13 protein-coding genes are annotated in these 15,048 nt (G+C 65.8%); 9 read left to right on the plus strand and 4 right to left on the minus strand.

Annotated features, from left to right (window positions below; translation table 11 throughout):
* Positions 1–41: 41 nt before the first annotated feature.
* Entirely contained in the window at positions 42–1,832 is a 1,791-nt protein-coding gene (locus tag B0920_RS04140) for a S8 family serine peptidase (RefSeq protein WP_078031292.1), read from the plus strand.
* A 61-nt stretch (positions 1,833–1,893) separates the two neighbouring features.
* Here B0920_RS04140 and B0920_RS26120 read toward each other — a convergent pair whose 3' ends face one another.
* The 4 genes from B0920_RS26120 to map all read right to left on the minus strand — a co-directional run bounded on the left by B0920_RS26120 (position 1,894) and on the right by map (position 6,974).
* A complete protein-coding gene (locus B0920_RS26120; RefSeq protein ID WP_078031293.1) occupies positions 1,894–2,523 on the minus strand; it encodes a PEP-CTERM sorting domain-containing protein in 630 nt (209 codons plus the stop codon).
* 184 nt (positions 2,524–2,707) lie between these two features.
* A complete protein-coding gene (locus B0920_RS04150; RefSeq protein ID WP_078031294.1) occupies positions 2,708–3,454 on the minus strand; it encodes a pseudouridine synthase in 747 nt (248 codons plus the stop codon).
* Positions 3,455–3,484: 30 nt separating this feature from the next.
* Positions 3,485–6,067 carry a [protein-PII] uridylyltransferase gene (locus tag B0920_RS04155; RefSeq protein WP_078031295.1) on the minus strand — a complete coding sequence of 861 codons (2,583 nt, stop codon included), beginning with the start codon at positions 6,065–6,067 and terminating at the stop codon, positions 3,485–3,487.
* Between the two features lie 4 nt (positions 6,068–6,071).
* The gene (gene map / locus B0920_RS04160) at positions 6,072–6,974 is read right to left on the minus strand and encodes a type I methionyl aminopeptidase (RefSeq protein WP_267873369.1); all 903 of its coding nucleotides are present in this window, start codon (positions 6,972–6,974) and stop codon (positions 6,072–6,074) included.
* A gap of 230 nt (positions 6,975–7,204) precedes the next feature.
* Here map and rpsB point away from each other — a divergent pair, with 230 nt between their 5' ends.
* From rpsB to rseP, 8 genes are all read left to right on the plus strand, one after another.
* Complete coding sequence (rpsB, locus tag B0920_RS04165; protein WP_078031297.1) at positions 7,205–7,954, plus strand: 30S ribosomal protein S2; 750 nt, start codon at positions 7,205–7,207, stop codon at positions 7,952–7,954.
* Between the two features lie 135 nt (positions 7,955–8,089).
* A complete protein-coding gene (gene tsf, locus B0920_RS04170; protein ID WP_078031298.1) occupies positions 8,090–8,998 on the plus strand; it encodes a translation elongation factor Ts in 909 nt (302 codons plus the stop codon).
* A gap of 335 nt (positions 8,999–9,333) precedes the next feature.
* Positions 9,334–10,050 (plus strand): UMP kinase, encoded by a 717-nt coding sequence (gene pyrH / locus B0920_RS04175; protein WP_078031299.1) that lies wholly within the window; start codon positions 9,334–9,336, stop codon positions 10,048–10,050.
* Positions 10,051–10,083: 33 nt separating this feature from the next.
* A complete protein-coding gene (gene frr, locus B0920_RS04180) occupies positions 10,084–10,644 on the plus strand; it encodes a ribosome recycling factor (RefSeq protein WP_078031300.1) in 561 nt (186 codons plus the stop codon).
* A 142-nt stretch (positions 10,645–10,786) separates the two neighbouring features.
* Positions 10,787–11,536, plus strand: a complete 750-nt coding sequence (gene uppS / locus B0920_RS04185) for a polyprenyl diphosphate synthase (RefSeq protein ID WP_078031301.1) — start codon at positions 10,787–10,789, stop codon at positions 11,534–11,536.
* Positions 11,536–12,366 carry a phosphatidate cytidylyltransferase gene (locus B0920_RS04190; protein ID WP_078031302.1) on the plus strand — a complete coding sequence of 277 codons (831 nt, stop codon included), beginning with the start codon at positions 11,536–11,538 and terminating at the stop codon, positions 12,364–12,366. Before uppS ends, B0920_RS04190 begins: the two co-directional genes overlap by 1 nt.
* A 13-nt stretch (positions 12,367–12,379) precedes the next feature.
* Positions 12,380–13,555: a 1-deoxy-D-xylulose-5-phosphate reductoisomerase gene (gene ispC, locus B0920_RS04195; RefSeq protein ID WP_078031303.1), complete on the plus strand. Its 1,176-nt coding sequence runs from the start codon at positions 12,380–12,382 to the stop codon at positions 13,553–13,555.
* A 3-nt stretch (positions 13,556–13,558) separates the two neighbouring features.
* The gene (gene rseP / locus B0920_RS04200; RefSeq protein ID WP_078031304.1) at positions 13,559–14,896 is read left to right on the plus strand and encodes an RIP metalloprotease RseP; all 1,338 of its coding nucleotides are present in this window, start codon (positions 13,559–13,561) and stop codon (positions 14,894–14,896) included.
* Positions 14,897–15,048 lie beyond the last annotated feature (152 nt).

Genomic DNA, 15,048 nt, shown 5'->3' on the forward strand with positions numbered 1-15,048 from the left:
CTAGCAATCCTGTCCTTACTTATTGAACAGGAACCGCTAGCATGCACACCTCCACCACCTTCTCCCTGCACAAGACCACCGCGTCGATCGCCACCGCCATCCTGGCCCTGGGCTGGGCTGTAGGCGCCCAGGCGGCGCCAGGAGAAGAGTTCGCAAGAGGACGCATCCTGGTCGAGGCCAAGGCCGGCCTCTCCGACGCCGAATTCGACAAGGTCTTGAAGCTGCACGGCGGCGGCAAGAAGCGCAAGCTGGGCCAGAGCCGCATGCACGTGGTCGACCTGCCGCCCGGCCTGTCGGAGCAGGACGCTGTCGAAAAGCTCTCGCGCCGCCCGGAAATCAAGTTCGCCGAACTGGACCGCAAGGTGCAGGCAGGCGTGGCCGTCAACGACCCCTACATCGGCAGCGCCTGGCACATCGGCAAGATCGGCGCCCCGAGCGCCTGGGATCGCAGCCAGGGCGCCGGCGTGACCATCGCCATCCTGGACAGCGGCGTGAATATCGGCCACCCGGACCTGAAGGACCGCGTGGTGCCCGGCTACAACCTCTACGACAACAACACCAACGTCGCCGACGTCTGCGGCCATGGCACCGCGGTGGCCGGCGCCGCGGCGGCCAGCACCAACAACGCCCTCGGCGTGGCCGGCGTGGCGGGCAGCGCGAAGATCATGCCGGTGCGGGTCGCCTACCTGGACAGCACCAAGGGCTGCTGGGCCTATTTCAGCACCATCGCCAGCGGCATCACTTACGCCGCCGACCATGGCGCGCGCATCGCCAACGTCAGCTATGTCGGGATTGCCGGCAGTTCGTCGATCAAGAGCGCCTCGAAATACATGAAGAGCAAGGGCGGCCTGGTGTTCATCTCGGCCGGCAACAACAACATCGACGAAAACGTCATCCCGGATACTTCCTTCATCATCGTGTCGGCCACCGACAGCTACGACAGGAAGTCGAGCTTCTCGAGCTGGGGCAGCTTCGTCTCGCTGTCGGCGCCGGGTTCCGGCATCTGGACCACCAGCGGTACCAGCGGCTACTCGGCCTGGAACGGCACCTCCTTCGCCAGCCCGGTGGCCGCCGGCGTGGCCGGCCTGATGATGGCCGCGCGCCCCGACCTCAGCGGCGAGCAGATCGAGGCGCTGCTGTTCAAGACTTCGCTGGACCTGGGCGTCGCCGGACGTGACCCGGTGTTCGGCTACGGCCGCGTGAATGCCGATGCCGCAGTGGCCGCCGCTGTCGGCTACGTCCAGCCGGTCGACGCGAGCGCGCCGGTGGCCAGCATTGCCGCGCCGCTTGCCAGCAGCTCGGTGTCGGGCGTGGTGCCGGTGACCGTGAACGCCAGCGACAACGTGGGCGTGACGCGGGTGGAACTGAAGGTCAACGGCACGGTGGTCGCGGTCGACAGCGCCGCGCCCTACAGCTTCAGCTGGGATTCGAAGGGTGTCGCCAACGGCATGAACAGCCTGGTCGCCGTCGCCTACGACGCGGCCGGCAATGCGGGCGCCTCGGCGGCCGTGGCGGTCAACGTGGCCAACACCACCACCGTGATCGCCAAGGACACGACCGCGCCGACCGTGGCGATCAACAATCCGGTCAACGGCGGCAGCGTGAGCGGCACGGTGACGGTGAGCCTGAGCGCCTCGGACGATGCGGGCGCCGCGAATATCACCACCACGCTGCTGGTCGACGGCAAGGCGGTGGTGACCGGGAAGGGCGGCTCGCTGTCGTACAGCTGGAATACGCGCAAGTCGGGCCTCGGTGTGCATACCGTCTCGGCCACCGCACGCGACGCGGCGGGCAATGCCAGCACCAGCAGCGTTAGCGTCACCGTACGCTGAAGAGCGACCACCAGAGGGAAAAAGGCGCCCTGCGGCGCCTTTTTCGTTTACCGGCTGGCGTTCAGCGACGACGGCGCAGCAGCATGCCGGCCAGGCCGGCGCCCAGCAGGGCGAGACTGGCCGGCTCCGGCACCTGCCCACCGCCGCCCCCGCCACCACCCGGCTCACCCACGTAGACCCAGTGGCTCAGGCGCCCGATTTCACAAGTGGCCGCCGCCGGTTTCGGATCCTTGGGCGGCTTGCCTCCGCCCCCGCCTCCGGCCTTGGCAGTGGTGGTAGTGGTTGGGGCCGTGCAGTTCGGGGCCAGGCCGCTCACCTGCTCGCTGGTAAAGACCAGCTGCGTCAAGTCCTCGACGTTTTCAAAGAAATAGTGATCGGCAGTGCCCGCCGGGAAGGAGCCGGTGCCGAACTTCATCACGAAGAAGCCCGGCTGGGCAGGCGCCACGTCGATGACCCAGAAGCCGGAGTCCCAGTATGCGGTCGGGGAGTCATCGCGCACTAGATCGGCCTCGACGTAATCATTGCCGGTCAAGTCCTCGAATTCAAGTAAGAGATCCGGATTGCCGGAATTGCCGAGCAATTTGGAGCCGATGAGCTTATCCGCAATTGGAATGGCTTGGGCAGCGCCGCACAGCAACGCGCTGCCGGCGATTGCGGCGATTGCAGCGGCTTTGAGTTTGGACAACTTCATGACGATCCCTTTCAGACTTGTTGTAATGCCTGAAGCAATGCAAAGGGCATGCCATGTCACCTAAATACCTGAGTTTACGTAGGATTTGTCTTACGGTGACTCAACCGGATGTCGCGGATGTAAAGTAAACCGACAGTTACGACCCGGTTATTTCTTGGCGTCGGGAAACGCGATGGCCGTGAAATCAGAAACTCTCGTCTGCGCCCAGGTAGCGCCACTGCCCCGGCGGCAAGTCGCCCAGCTTCACGCGGCCGATGCGCACCCGTTTCAGGCCGATCACTTTCAGCCCCACCATGTCGCACATGCGCCGGATCTGGCGCTTGCGGCCCTCCTTGAGCACGAAACTGAGCTGGTCCTCGTTCTGCCAGCGCACCTTGGCCGGCAGCAGCGGCTTGCCGTCCATCCACAGGCCGTGGTTGAGCTTCTTGAGATCGGCGTCCGGCAGCTTGCCCGGCTTGGTGTACTGCACCCGCACCAGGTATTCTTTGTCGATCGCCGTGTTCTCGCCGATCAGTTGCTTGGCGATGCGGCCGTCCTGTGTCAGGACCAGCAGGCCGACCGAGTCGATGTCCAGGCGCCCGGCCGGCACCAGGCTGCGCAACTGGGTCGGGTGGAACTGCTCGGGTGAGGGATCCTCGGCCCAGCGGTTCTCGGGCTTGATCAGGGTGACCGCCGGCTTGTAGCCGTCCTCGGCCTGGCCGCTGACGAAGCCGACCGGCTTGTTGATCAGGACCGTGACGCGCTTGGACTGCTCGGCCGCCGCCTGGCGTTCGACCGTGATTTTCTGGTGCGGCAGCACCTTGCTGCCCAGCTCGTTGACCACCTTGCCGTCGACCCGCACCCAGCCCTTGGCAATCCAGTCATCGGCCTCGCGGCGGGAGCACAGGCCGAGTTCGGACATGCGTTTGGACAGGCGGAGCGGTTCGGTCATCGGTAATGCGGGTAAAAAAGAGAAAGGGAATCAGATCTTGAGCGCGTCCAGCAGCTCGGTCTCGAGCTGGACCTGGACGCGCGGGTTGTTCAGGGCGGCGCCGTCGATGAGGAAGACGTCCTCGACGCGCTCGCCCAGGGTCATGATCTTGGCGGTATGCAGGTTGATGCGGTAGCGGGTCAGCACGCTGGCGATCGCGTACAGCAGGCCCATGCGGTCGTTGGCGGCCACCGAGAGCACGTGGAACTGGCCGCGCTCGTCCGGGCGCAGGTCCACGGTGGGCGTGATCGGGAAGCTGCGCGACATGCGCGACAGGCGCCCGCGCGCCGGCGGCGGCAACGGCTCCTGGGACAGCAGCAGGGCGCACAGCTCGTGCTCGATGAGGCTGATGATGTCGCGGTAGCTGCCGGCGAAGCCTTCGGCCGTGACCAGGAAGCTGTCCAGCGCGTAGCCGTGGCGCGTGGTGTGGATCTTGGCGTCCAGGATGCTGAAGTTCTTGCGGTCGAAATAGCTGCAGATGCGCGCGAACAGGTCGGGCTGGTCCTTGATGTAGACCGCCACCTGCAGGCCTTCGCCGATCGGCGCCAGGCGCGCCCTCACCACCGGCTTGTCGCTGTCCACCTTGTCGTGCAGGGCGCGGGTCTGCCAGGCGATGTCGGAGGCGTCGTGGCGCAGGAAGTAGGCGACGTCGAGCTGGTCCCACAGGGCTTCGTGGGCATTGGCGTCCAGGCCGAACAGGCGCAGGGTGGCCAGGGCTTCGCGCTGGCGCGCGCGCAGCTCGCGGTCGGCCGAATGCGGCTCGCCGCCCAGCACCCGCAGGGTCACCTTGTACAGGTCTTCCAGCAGCTTGGCCTTCCAGGCGTTCCAGACCTTGGGACTGGTGCCGCGGATGTCGGCCACCGTCAGCAGGTAGAGGGCGGTCAGGTGGCGCTCGTCGCGCACCACCTCGGCGAAGGCGGCGATCACGTCGGGGTCGGACAGGTCCTGCTTCTGCGCCACCTGGGACATGGTCAGGTGCTGCTCGACCAGGAACACCACCAGTTCCGTGTCCTCCTCCGACAGCCCGTGCTCGACGCAGAACTGGCGGGCGTCGTCCATGCCCAGCTTGGAATGGTCGCCGCCGCGGCCCTTGGCGATGTCGTGGAAGAGCGCGGCCACGTAGAGCAGCCAGCGGTCGCGGAAATTGGCGATCAGCTGGCTGCAGAAGGGGTATTCGTGGGCGTGCTCGGTCATCGTGAAGCGGCGCAGGTTGCGCACCACCATCATGATGTGCTGGTCCACGGTGTAGACGTGGAACAGGTCGTGCTGCATCTGGCCGACGATCTTGCGGAAGGCCGGCAGGTAGCGCCCGAGGATGCCGAATTCGTTCATGCGGCGCAGCGCGTGCAGCAGGCCGACCGGGGCCTGCAGGATGCGGAGGAACAGGGCGCGGTTGCCCGGGTCGGCGCGGAAGGCGCTGTCGATGCGGGTGCGCGCATGCCACAGGGCGCGGGTGGCGCGCGCCGTCATGCCCTTGATGTCCGGGCGCTCGGTCATGGCGACGAAGATCTCGAGCACGGCCGAAGGCGTCTTCTCGAAGGTGTCGTCGGCGGCGATGTCGATCAGGCCGCCCACTTCGTTGAAGCGCTCGTTGATCGGCACCGGGCAGGCCGGGTGCGGGAACAGCTGGGCTTCGATGTTCTGCAGCAGGATGGTGTTGAGCTGGGTGACGGTCTTGGCCGCCCAGTAGTAGCGCTGCATCAGGTATTCGCTGGCGCGGCGCGCGTTCGGGCCGTCGCCGCTGGACGACAGGCCGAAGGTCTTGGCGATCGCGGTCTGGACGTCGAATACCAGCCGGTCCTCGCGCCGCTTTGTGTGCAGGTGCAGGCGGATCCGGATGTCCTTGAAGGCGCGCTCCTTTTCCATCAGCTGGCGCGCTTCCATGCGGGTGATCAGGCCGCGGGTGGCGAGCTGGCCCCAGGATTCGGCCAGGCCGGCGGCCTTGGCCACCCACAGGATCACCTGCAGGTCGCGCAGCGCCCCCGGGCTCTCCTTGCAGTTCGGCTCGAGCGCGAAGGCCGTGTATTCGTACTTGGCGTGGCGCAGGCGCATCTCGGCGGTCTTGGCCTGGAAGAAGGCCTGCGGGTCGAGGGCCTCGCGGTAGCGCCGCTGCAGCTCCCCGAACAGGGCGGCGTCGCCGGTCACCAGGCGCGCTTCCAGCAGGCTGGTCTGCACGGTGATGTCGGCCCCGGATTCGACCATGCACTCGTCCACGGTGCGGATGCTGTGGCCGATCTCCAGGCCCAGGTCCCACAGCAGCTGGACCAGGGCTTCCAGGCGCGCCTGGGTGATGGCGTCGGGACGCTGGCCGAGCAGGATCAGGAGGTCGACGTCGGAATAGGGAAACAGCTCGCCGCGCCCGTAGCCGCCCACGCCCACCAGGGCGGTGTTGGCCGGCAGGCCGGCCGCGCGCCAGGCGTCGGCCAGCACGCCGTCGACCACGTGGCGCAGGTTGCGCAGCAGTTTCTCGGGCTTGCCGTCTTCGCGGAAAGCGTCGAACACGGCCTGGCGTTCGGCCTTCAGGCGAGCGCGCAGCTCGCTGCGGGTGGTGTCGAGAAGCGCGGCGTGGCCCATGGGCTCAGGCGGTGAGTGCGGGGGCCGGGGCGGGAGCCGGAGCCTGGTTCAGCAGCGGCAGCACGATCGCCGGCGGGGCCGGGGTGCCGGCCGACTGGGTCAGGATCTCGAAACCGGTCTCGGTGACCAGCACGGTGTGCTCCCACTGGGCCGACAGGCTGCGGTCCTTGGTCTTGATGGTCCAGCCGTCCTGCATTTCCTTGATCTCGCGGCGGCCGGCGTTGATCATCGGCTCGATGGTGAAGATCATGCCCGCTTCCAGCTTCTCGAGGGTGCCCGGGCGGCCGTAGTGCAGCACCTGAGGCTCCTCGTGGAACACGCGGCCGATGCCGTGGCCGCAGAATTCGCGCACCACGCTGTAGCCGTGCTTCTCGGCGTGCTGCTGGATCACGTGGCCGATGTCGCCCAGGTGGGCGCCCGGCTTGACCTTGGCGATGCCCAGCCACATGCACTCATAGGTGACTTCGGACAGGCGGCGCGCCAGGATCGAGGGCTCGCCCACGTAGAACATGCGGCTGTTGTCGCCGTGGAAACCATCCTTGATGACGGTGACGTCGATGTTGAGCACGTCGCCGTTCTTGAGCACCTTGTCGCCCGGGATGCCGTGGCAGATCACGTCGTTGACCGAGGTGCAGATCGATTTCGGGAAGGGGGTGTAGCCGGGCGGGGCGTAGTTCAGCGGCGCCGGGGTGGTGCCCTGGACATTGAGCATGTACTCGTGGGCCAGGCGGTCGAGTTCGCCGGTCGTCACGCCGGGCTTGACGAAGGGGGTCAGGTAATCCAGGACTTCGGCGCCCAGGCGTCCTGCCAGGCGCATGCCTTCGATCTCTTCCGGGGTCTTGATGGAAATGGGCATAGATTGTTCGTACTTCTCGCAACGGTGGGCCGGAGCGGCTGCTGCGGCAATATCGCGCCATTATAATGGATGTTGCCGGACCGGTCAGGGGCGGGCAGGGCTTCCATAGGGCGGAAATGCTTGAAAAAGCGCCGCGAAGCCGCTAGAATCTCGGGTTGCTCGTATTCGCATCGAGCAATGTTGTAAAAACAGACTCATTTTTATTGAAATCGCGAGTGCGGCCGCCAAAGGGTGCCTACAAGGTGACTGGCCGCATTCAAGACCCAACCCTGGAGAATTACATGTCCGTTACTATGCGCGAAATGCTGGAAGCCGGTATCCACTTCGGCCACCAGACCCGTTTCTGGAATCCGAAGATGGCGCCGTACATCTTTGGTCATCGCAACAAGATCCACATCATCAACCTGGAAAAGACCATGGCGATGTACCAGGATGCGATGAAGACCATCAAGCAGATCGCCGCCAACCGCGGCACCATCCTGATGGTGGGCACCAAGCGCCAGGCGCGCGACATCATCGCCGCTGAAGCACAGCGCGCGGGCGTGCCTTACGTCGACCAGCGCTGGCTGGGCGGCATGCTGACCAACTTCAAGACCATCAAGACCTCGATCAAGCGCCTGAAGGACATGGAAGCCGCGATCGAAGACGGTTCGGTCGAGAAGATGTCGAAGAAAGAAGCCCTGATGTTCAACCGCGAACTGGTCAAGCTGCAGAAGTCGATCGGCGGCATCAAGGACCTGGGCGGCGTGCCGGACGCGATCTTCGTGGTCGACGTCGGCTACCACAAGGGCACCGTCACCGAAGCCGGCAAGCTGGGCATCCCGGTCATCGGCGTGGTCGACACCAACCACTCGCCGGAAGGCGTGACCCACGTGATCCCGGGTAACGACGACTCGTCGAAAGCGATCACCCTGTACGCACGCGGCGTCGCCGATGCGATCCTGGAAGGCCGCGCCAACGCCACCAACGAAGTCGTTGAGATGGTCAAGGCTGCCGGCGACGACTTCGTCGAAGTTTCCGAGCAGGCATAATTGAAGGGCAGGCGCGATGCCTGCCTTGACAGAAGAGGGGGCGCCGTACCACGAGCCCCCCTTTTTTTAAGCTGAATACCCGCGGGACGCCCGAGCGCGGACCGCAAGCTGGATCAACATTTAGGAGAAGACAACATGGCAGCGATTACTGCAGCGATGGTGGGCGAACTGCGCGCCAAGACCGACGCACCGATGATGGAGTGCAAGAAGGCACTGACCGAAGCCGACGGCGACATGGGCCGTGCCGAAGAGATCCTGCGCGTCAAGCTGGGCGGCAAGGCATCGAAGGCCGCTTCGCGCATCACCGCTGAAGGCGTGGTGGCGGCTTACATCTCCGGCAAGGTCGGCGCGCTGGTCGAAATCAACAGCGAAACCGACTTCGTCGCCAAGAACGAAGAATTCCTGGCCATGGCCAACCTGGCCGCCCGCCTGGTCGCCGAAAAGAACCCGGCTGACGTCGCCGCCCTGGCCGCGCTGCCGCACGAAGGCAAGACCTTCGACGACGTGCGTACGGCACTGATCGGTAAAATCGGCGAGAATATGACCGTTCGCCGCTTCCAGCGCTTCGAGACCACCGGCAAGCTGGCTTCCTACCTGCACGGCTCGCGCATCGGCGTGATCGTCGACTTCGACGGCGCCGACGAGCAAGTGGGCAAGGACCTGGCCATGCACATCGCTGCGATGAAGCCGGTCGCCCTGTCGGCTGAGCAAGTGCCGGCCGACCTGATCGAGAAAGAGCGTTCGGTTGCCGAGCTGAAAGCCAAGGAAGACGCCGACAAGGCCGTCGCCGAAGGCAAGCAGCCGCAGTCGGCCGAGATCGTCGCCAAGCGTATCGACGGTTCGGTGCAGAAGTACCTGAAGGAAGTGTCGCTGCTGAACCAGGCATTCGTGAAGAACGACAAGCAGTCGATCGAGCAGATGCTGAAGGCGGCCAACACCACCGTCAAGGGCTTCACCATGTACGTGGTGGGCGAGGGCATCGAGAAGAAAGTCGACGACTTCGCAGCAGAAGTCGCAGCACAGATGGCTGCCAACAAGCAGTAATCGAAAAGCGGGCCGCAAGGCCCGTTTTTTTAGGGCGCGAGGGTTGTGCGATGGCGCGGGCGGGTGTTGGCGCTGCCGGATCGCACGCAAACTTGGATCCCGGCCTTCGCCGGGATGACGTATACGAGTAGCGGGCTGAAGGAGCTGTTGTGTCCCGCAGCCCAAAGACCGTCGTTCCCGCGCAGGCGGGAACCCAAGTTAAATGCACACCTCGAGCGCACACCGCGCAGCGCCCGAACAGCAGCACGCCATCTCCCCCAGGGGCAGATGAGACCCCGCCCCGCAAAGGCGCGGTCGGAACCGAATTCGAAACATCACATAGGAGCCGCTTCATCATGACCAAACCAGCCTACCAACGAGTCCTTCTGAAACTGTCTGGCGAAGCGCTGATGGGCGATGACGCGTTCGGCATCAACCGCGCGACCATCGACCGCATGGTGGCGGACGTGGCGGAAGTGGCGAAACTGGGCGTGCAGGTGGCGGTCGTGATCGGCGGCGGCAACATCTTCCGCGGCGTCGCTCCGGGCGCCCAGGGCATGGACCGCGCCACCGCCGACTACATGGGTATGCTCGCCACCGTCATGAACGCCCTGGCCCTGGCCGACGCCATGCGCCACGTCGGCATCACCGCGCGCGTGATGTCGGCCATCAGCATCGAGCAGGTGGTCGAGCCCTACGTGCGCCCCAAAGCCCTGCAATACCTGGAAGAAGGCAAGGTCGTCGTGTTCGCCGCCGGCACCGGCAACCCCTTCTTCACCACCGACACCGCCGCCGCCCTGCGCGGCTCGGAAATCTCGGCCGAGATCGTCCTCAAGGCGACCAAGGTCGACGGCGTCTATACCGCCGACCCCAAGAAAGACCCGCACGCCACCCGCTACGAATCGATCTCCTTCGACGAAGCGATCGCCAAGCACCTGCAGGTGATGGACGCCACCGCGTTCGCCCTGTGCCGCGACCAGAAGCTGCCGATCAAGGTCTTCTCCATCGTCAAGCCCGGCGCGCTCAAACGCGTGATCATGGGCGAGGACGAAGGTACACTGGTACACGTTTGATTAATTTTTTACCTAGAACAACAGGAGAGCAGCATGTCCTTAGCTGACGTGAAAAAGAATGCCCAGGACCGCATGGCCAAGTCCATCGACACCCTGAAAGCCAACCTGGCCAAAGTCCGCACCGGCCGCGCCCACGCCGGCATCCTCGATTCCGTCATGGTCGAGTACTACGGCTCGCCGACTCCGCTGGCCCAGGTCGCCAACCTGACCCTGATCGACGCCCGCACCATCGGCGTGACCCCGTTCGAGAAGAAAATGGCCAGCACCATCGAGAAGGCGATCCGCGACTCCGACCTCGGCCTGAACCCTTCGGCCCAGGGCGACACCATCCGCGTGCCGACCCCGCCGCTGACCGAAGAGCGCCGCAAGGAAATGGTCAAGCTGACCAAGTCGGAAGGCGAGGACGCCAAGATCGCCGTGCGTAACATCCGCCGCGACGCCAACGAAGCGCTCAAGAAAATGGTCAAGGACAAGACCGCCTCGGAAGACGAGGAGCGCCGCGCCTCGGACGAGATCCAGAAGCTGACCGACAAGTTCGTCACCGAGATCGACAAGCTGCTGGCCGACAAAGAAAAAGACATCATGACCGTGTAAGTCCCGGTTACCATGGCTCTGGCGGACCGGCCCCGGCAACTTGCCGCGGCCGGTCCGTGTCCCTTATGATTGGCGATTTGTGCCACCGCTGATCGCAGCCCCGTCCCCGGACGCGCTGCCGGCAGCCCAGCTGGAAGTAAAGATGTTCAAAAGTTCGACCACTGTTGTTCCCGAGACGCCGAAGGTGCCGCGCCACATCGCCATCATCATGGACGGCAACGGCCGCTGGGCGACCAAGCGCTTCCTGCCGCGCGTGGCCGGCCACGTCAAGGGCGTCGAAGCCGTGCGCGGGGTCGTCGAGCACTGCGTCGAACGCGGGGTGGAATACCTGACCCTGTTCGCCTTTTCCTCGGAAAACTGGCGCCGTCCGGCCGAGGAAGTCTCGCTGCTGATGCGCCTGTTCGTCACCGCGCTCGAGCGCGAAGTGTCGAAGATGCACGCCAATAACATCCGCCTCAAGGTGGTGGGCGACCTCAGCCGTTTCGACCCCAAGCTGCAGGAACTGATCGCCGCCGCCGAGCGCCGCACCGCCAACAACAGCCGCCTCACCGTCACCGTGTGCGCCAACTACGGCGGACGCTGGGATATCATGCAGGCAACGAGCAAGATGGTGGCGGCCCACCCGGGCGCCCAGGAATTCACCGAAGACATGCTGGCGCCCCACCTGGCGATGGCCTATGCGCCCGAGCCCGATCTCTTCATCCGCACCGGCGGGGAAGAGCGGATCTCGAACTTCCTGCTGTGGCAGCTCGCCTACTCGGAGCTCTACTTCACCCAGACCTTCTGGCCGGATTTCACGCCGGAATCGCTGGACGAAGCGATCGCCTCCTACCAGCAGCGCGAGCGCCGCTTCGGCCAGACCGGCGAACAAGTAGCGAAGAAGACCAACTGATGCTGAAAACCCGGATCCTTACCGCGCTCCTCCTGCTGGCAGTCCTGCTGCCGGTGCTGTATTCCAATAATTTCACGGCGTTCGCGGTAGTGGCCTGCCTCTTCTTCGGGGCCGCGATCTGGGAATCCTTCCGCCTGTTCAACCCCGGCTCCAGGCACGCGCCCCTGATCGCGCTGTTCTGGACCGCCGCCTTCGGCTACGCCTTCTTCTACACCGCGCCGACCGCCACCACCTTCTGGTTCGCGATCAGCGTGCTGCTGTGGGTGCTGCGCTTCGCGCCCACGCTCAAGTTCGGCCTGCCGCCCCTGGCATCGAGCACCAACACCACCCTCAGCCTGCTGTACGCGCTGTCCGTGGTCGGCTGCTTCGCCGCCATCGTGACCCTGTTTTCGTATTCCGCCCTCTACCTGCTGTCGGTGATGGCGATCGTCTGGGTGGCCGACGTGTTCGCCTATTTCTCGGGCAAGGCCTTCGGCAAGCGCAAGCTGGCGCCCTCGATTTCCCCGGGCAAGACCTGGGAAGGGGCGATCGGCGGCTGCATCGCCGTACTGGTGCTGGCCACCGTCACCGTGCTGGTGGGTGGCGAGATCTTCGGCAACACCTTCGCGGCGCATGTGCAGGCCAGCATCGGCTGGCTCGGCATGTACGCCGTGCTCATCCTCATCGTCGCGGCCAGCGTGGTCGGCGACCTGTTCGAATCCCAGCTCAAGCGCCGCGCCGAGATGAAGGACAGCAGCAATTTGCTGCCCGGCCACGGCGGCGTGCTGGACCGGATCGACGCCCTGGTCCCGGTCCTGCCACTGGCAGCCCTGATCGGCGCCTGGCTCTAGAAGGAAGCTCACCATGCAACGCATCACCATCCTGGGCGCCACCGGCAGCATCGGCGCCTCGACCCTCGACGTGCTCGCCCGCCATCCGGAGCGCTACCGCGTGTATGCGCTCTCCGCCCACGGCCGCGTCGAGGAACTGGCCGCCGCCTGCCGCGCCTACCGCCCGCAGCGCGCGGTGGTCGGCACGGCCGAGGCCGCCGCCCGGCTGGCGGCCCTGGTCGGCGATCTCGGCATCTCGGTCGAGTACGGCGAGCAGGCCCTGTGCGACATCGCCTCCAGCCCTGATACCGACACCGTGATGGCCGCCATCGTCGGCGCCGCCGGCCTGGCCCCGACCCTGGCCGCCGCCCGCGCCGGCAAGAAGGTGCTGCTGGCGAACAAGGAAGCCCTGGTCATGTCCGGCCAGCTCTTCATGGATGCGGTCAAGGAGCACAAGGCCGGCCTGCTGCCCATCGACAGTGAGCACAATGCGATCTTCCAGTCGCTGCCCCAGCAGTATGCGCGCGCGCCTCAGGACGCCGGCGTGGCAAAGATCCTGCTGACCGCCTCGGGCGGCCCCTTCCTCAACCGCGCCGTCGAGACGCTCGGCGAGGTGACCCCGGACGAGGCCTGCAAGCACCCCAACTGGGTCATGGGCCGCAAGATCTCGGTCGACTCGGCCACCATGATGAACAAGGGCCTGGAAGTGATCGAGGCCCACTGGCTGTTCGGCGCGCCGGCCGAGCTGATCGAGGTGGTGATCCACCCGCAGAGCGTGATCCACTCGATGGTGTCCTACGTCGACGGTTCGGTGCTGGCCCAGCTCGGCAACCCCGACATGCGCACCCCGATCGCGCACGCGCTGGCCTTCCCCGAGCGCATCGATTCCGGCGTGGCCCAGCTCGACCTGACCACGATGGCCGCGCTCCAGTTCCACAAGCCGGACTTCGCGCGCTTCCCCTGCCTGGCGCTGGCCTTCGCCGCCCTGCGCGCGGGCGGCACCGCGCCGGCCCTGCTGAACGCCGCCAACGAGGTGGCGGTGGCGGCCTTCCTCGAGCGCCGCATCGGTTTCCGCGACATCGACCGGGTGATCGCCAGGGTCATGGACGCGGTGCCGCACGGCCCGGCCCCGTCGATCGAGGCGGTGCTGGAACAGGACGCGCGCGCGCGCGCCGCGGCCGACGCGGCCATCGCCGGATTGCGGGGGTAAATCATGAATTTCCTGACCACCGTGCTGGCCTTCCTGCTGGCCCTCGGTCCCCTGATCATCATCCATGAGCTGGGGCATTACCTGGTCGCGCGCTGGTGCGGCGTGAAGGTGCTGCGCTTCTCGGTCGGCATGGGCCGCGTGGTCTGGTCGCGCCGCTTCGGCAAGGACCAGACCGAATGGGCGCTGTCGGCGCTGCCCCTGGGCGGCTACGTCAAGATGCTCGACAGCCGCGATCCCGAGACCGCGCCCAAGGACGAAGCGGAACTCGACCGCGAGTTCACCCGTCAAAACGTGTGGAAGCGCATCGCCATTGTGGCCGCCGGCCCGATCGCCAACTTCCTGCTGGCCATCGGCCTCATGGCCGCGCTCTTCATGCACGGGGTCGACGAGCCCTCGGCCCGCCTGCGCGCGCTGTCGGAGAGCTCGGTGGCCTATGCGGCCGGCGTGCGCGGCGGCGACACCGTGGTGGCGGTCAACGGCAACCCGGTGGCCTCCTGGTCCGACCTGCGCTGGCAGGTGCTGCACGCGGCCGTCGAAAAGAGCGAAGCGCGCATGGAGCTGCGCGGCGCCCACGGCGGCACCTATACCGCGACCATCCCGCAGGCCGAGGTCGCCAAGCTGGACGTCGAGGGCGACGTGCTGGGCAAGCTGGGCCTGGACCTGTGGCGTCCCCAGGCGCGGGTGGACAAGGTGCTGGACGGCGGGGCAGGGCAGCGCGCCGGCCTGCAGCCGGGCGACGTGGTGCTGCGCGTGGACGGCAAGACCGTGGCCGACGGCATCGGCTTCATCGAGGCGGTGCGCGCCGCGCCCGGCCGCGTCCTGGCCATCGAGGTCCAGCGCGCCGGCGGCACCGTGCCCCTGAGCCTGACCCCGGAGCGCGACCCCAACGGGCGCGGCATGATCAAGGTCATGGTGGCCCAGGCGCCGGAGATGGTGACCATCACCTCGGGTCCCTTCGAGGCCGTCGCCAAGGGCGCCGAGCGCACCTGGGAGACCAGCGTGCTGACCCTCAAGATGATCGGCAAGATGCTGACCGGCGAAGCCTCGTGGAAGAACGTGACCGGCCCGATCACCATCGCCGACTATGCCGGCCAGACCGCGCGCATCGGCCTGGAGAGCTATCTGCAGTTCATTGCTTTTATTAGTATTAGCTTAGGAGTGATGAATTTGTTACCAATTCCAGTTCTGGATGGGGGCCATTTACTGTATTATTCGCTGGAAGTTTTGACCGGGCGTCCCCTTCCTGCGCGAGTCGGCGAGATCGCACAGCGCGCCGGGGTCGGCCTGCTGTTCATGCTGATGGCGCTCGCCGTCTTCAATGACCTGGTGCGGCTGTTCTAGCGGCGTTTCGTCCCGCAAGAACCCACCGGCAAACTCAAGAATGCTGTTACCGCACGGTGTTCGTTGGATGCATGACGCGCCCCGCAGGCCCGCCATGCGCCCGGCATGAGCGTGCGGAGGAATATGTATCGTTGTTCACATGACTGACCCTT

It is taken from the genome of Massilia sp. KIM (genome assembly GCF_002007115.1).
Lineage (GTDB): Bacteria > Pseudomonadota > Gammaproteobacteria > Burkholderiales > Burkholderiaceae_D > Telluria.

Coding starts and splice junctions, on each gene's coding strand:
- B0920_RS04140 (WP_078031292.1), top strand. CDS start 42: ATGCACACCTCCACCACCTTCTCCCTGCACAAGACCACCGCGTCGATC.
- B0920_RS26120 (WP_078031293.1), bottom strand. CDS start 2,523: ATGAAGTTGTCCAAACTCAAAGCCGCTGCAATCGCCGCAATCGCCGGC.
- B0920_RS04150 (WP_078031294.1), bottom strand. CDS start 3,454: ATGACCGAACCGCTCCGCCTGTCCAAACGCATGTCCGAACTCGGCCTG.
- B0920_RS04155 (WP_078031295.1), bottom strand. CDS start 6,067: ATGGGCCACGCCGCGCTTCTCGACACCACCCGCAGCGAGCTGCGCGCT.
- rpsB (WP_078031297.1), top strand. CDS start 7,205: ATGTCCGTTACTATGCGCGAAATGCTGGAAGCCGGTATCCACTTCGGC.
- tsf (WP_078031298.1), top strand. CDS start 8,090: ATGGCAGCGATTACTGCAGCGATGGTGGGCGAACTGCGCGCCAAGACC.
- pyrH (WP_078031299.1), top strand. CDS start 9,334: ATGACCAAACCAGCCTACCAACGAGTCCTTCTGAAACTGTCTGGCGAA.
- frr (WP_078031300.1), top strand. CDS start 10,084: ATGTCCTTAGCTGACGTGAAAAAGAATGCCCAGGACCGCATGGCCAAG.
- uppS (WP_078031301.1), top strand. CDS start 10,787: ATGTTCAAAAGTTCGACCACTGTTGTTCCCGAGACGCCGAAGGTGCCG.
- B0920_RS04190 (WP_078031302.1), top strand. CDS start 11,536: ATGCTGAAAACCCGGATCCTTACCGCGCTCCTCCTGCTGGCAGTCCTG.
- ispC (WP_078031303.1), top strand. CDS start 12,380: ATGCAACGCATCACCATCCTGGGCGCCACCGGCAGCATCGGCGCCTCG.
- rseP (WP_078031304.1), top strand. CDS start 13,559: ATGAATTTCCTGACCACCGTGCTGGCCTTCCTGCTGGCCCTCGGTCCC.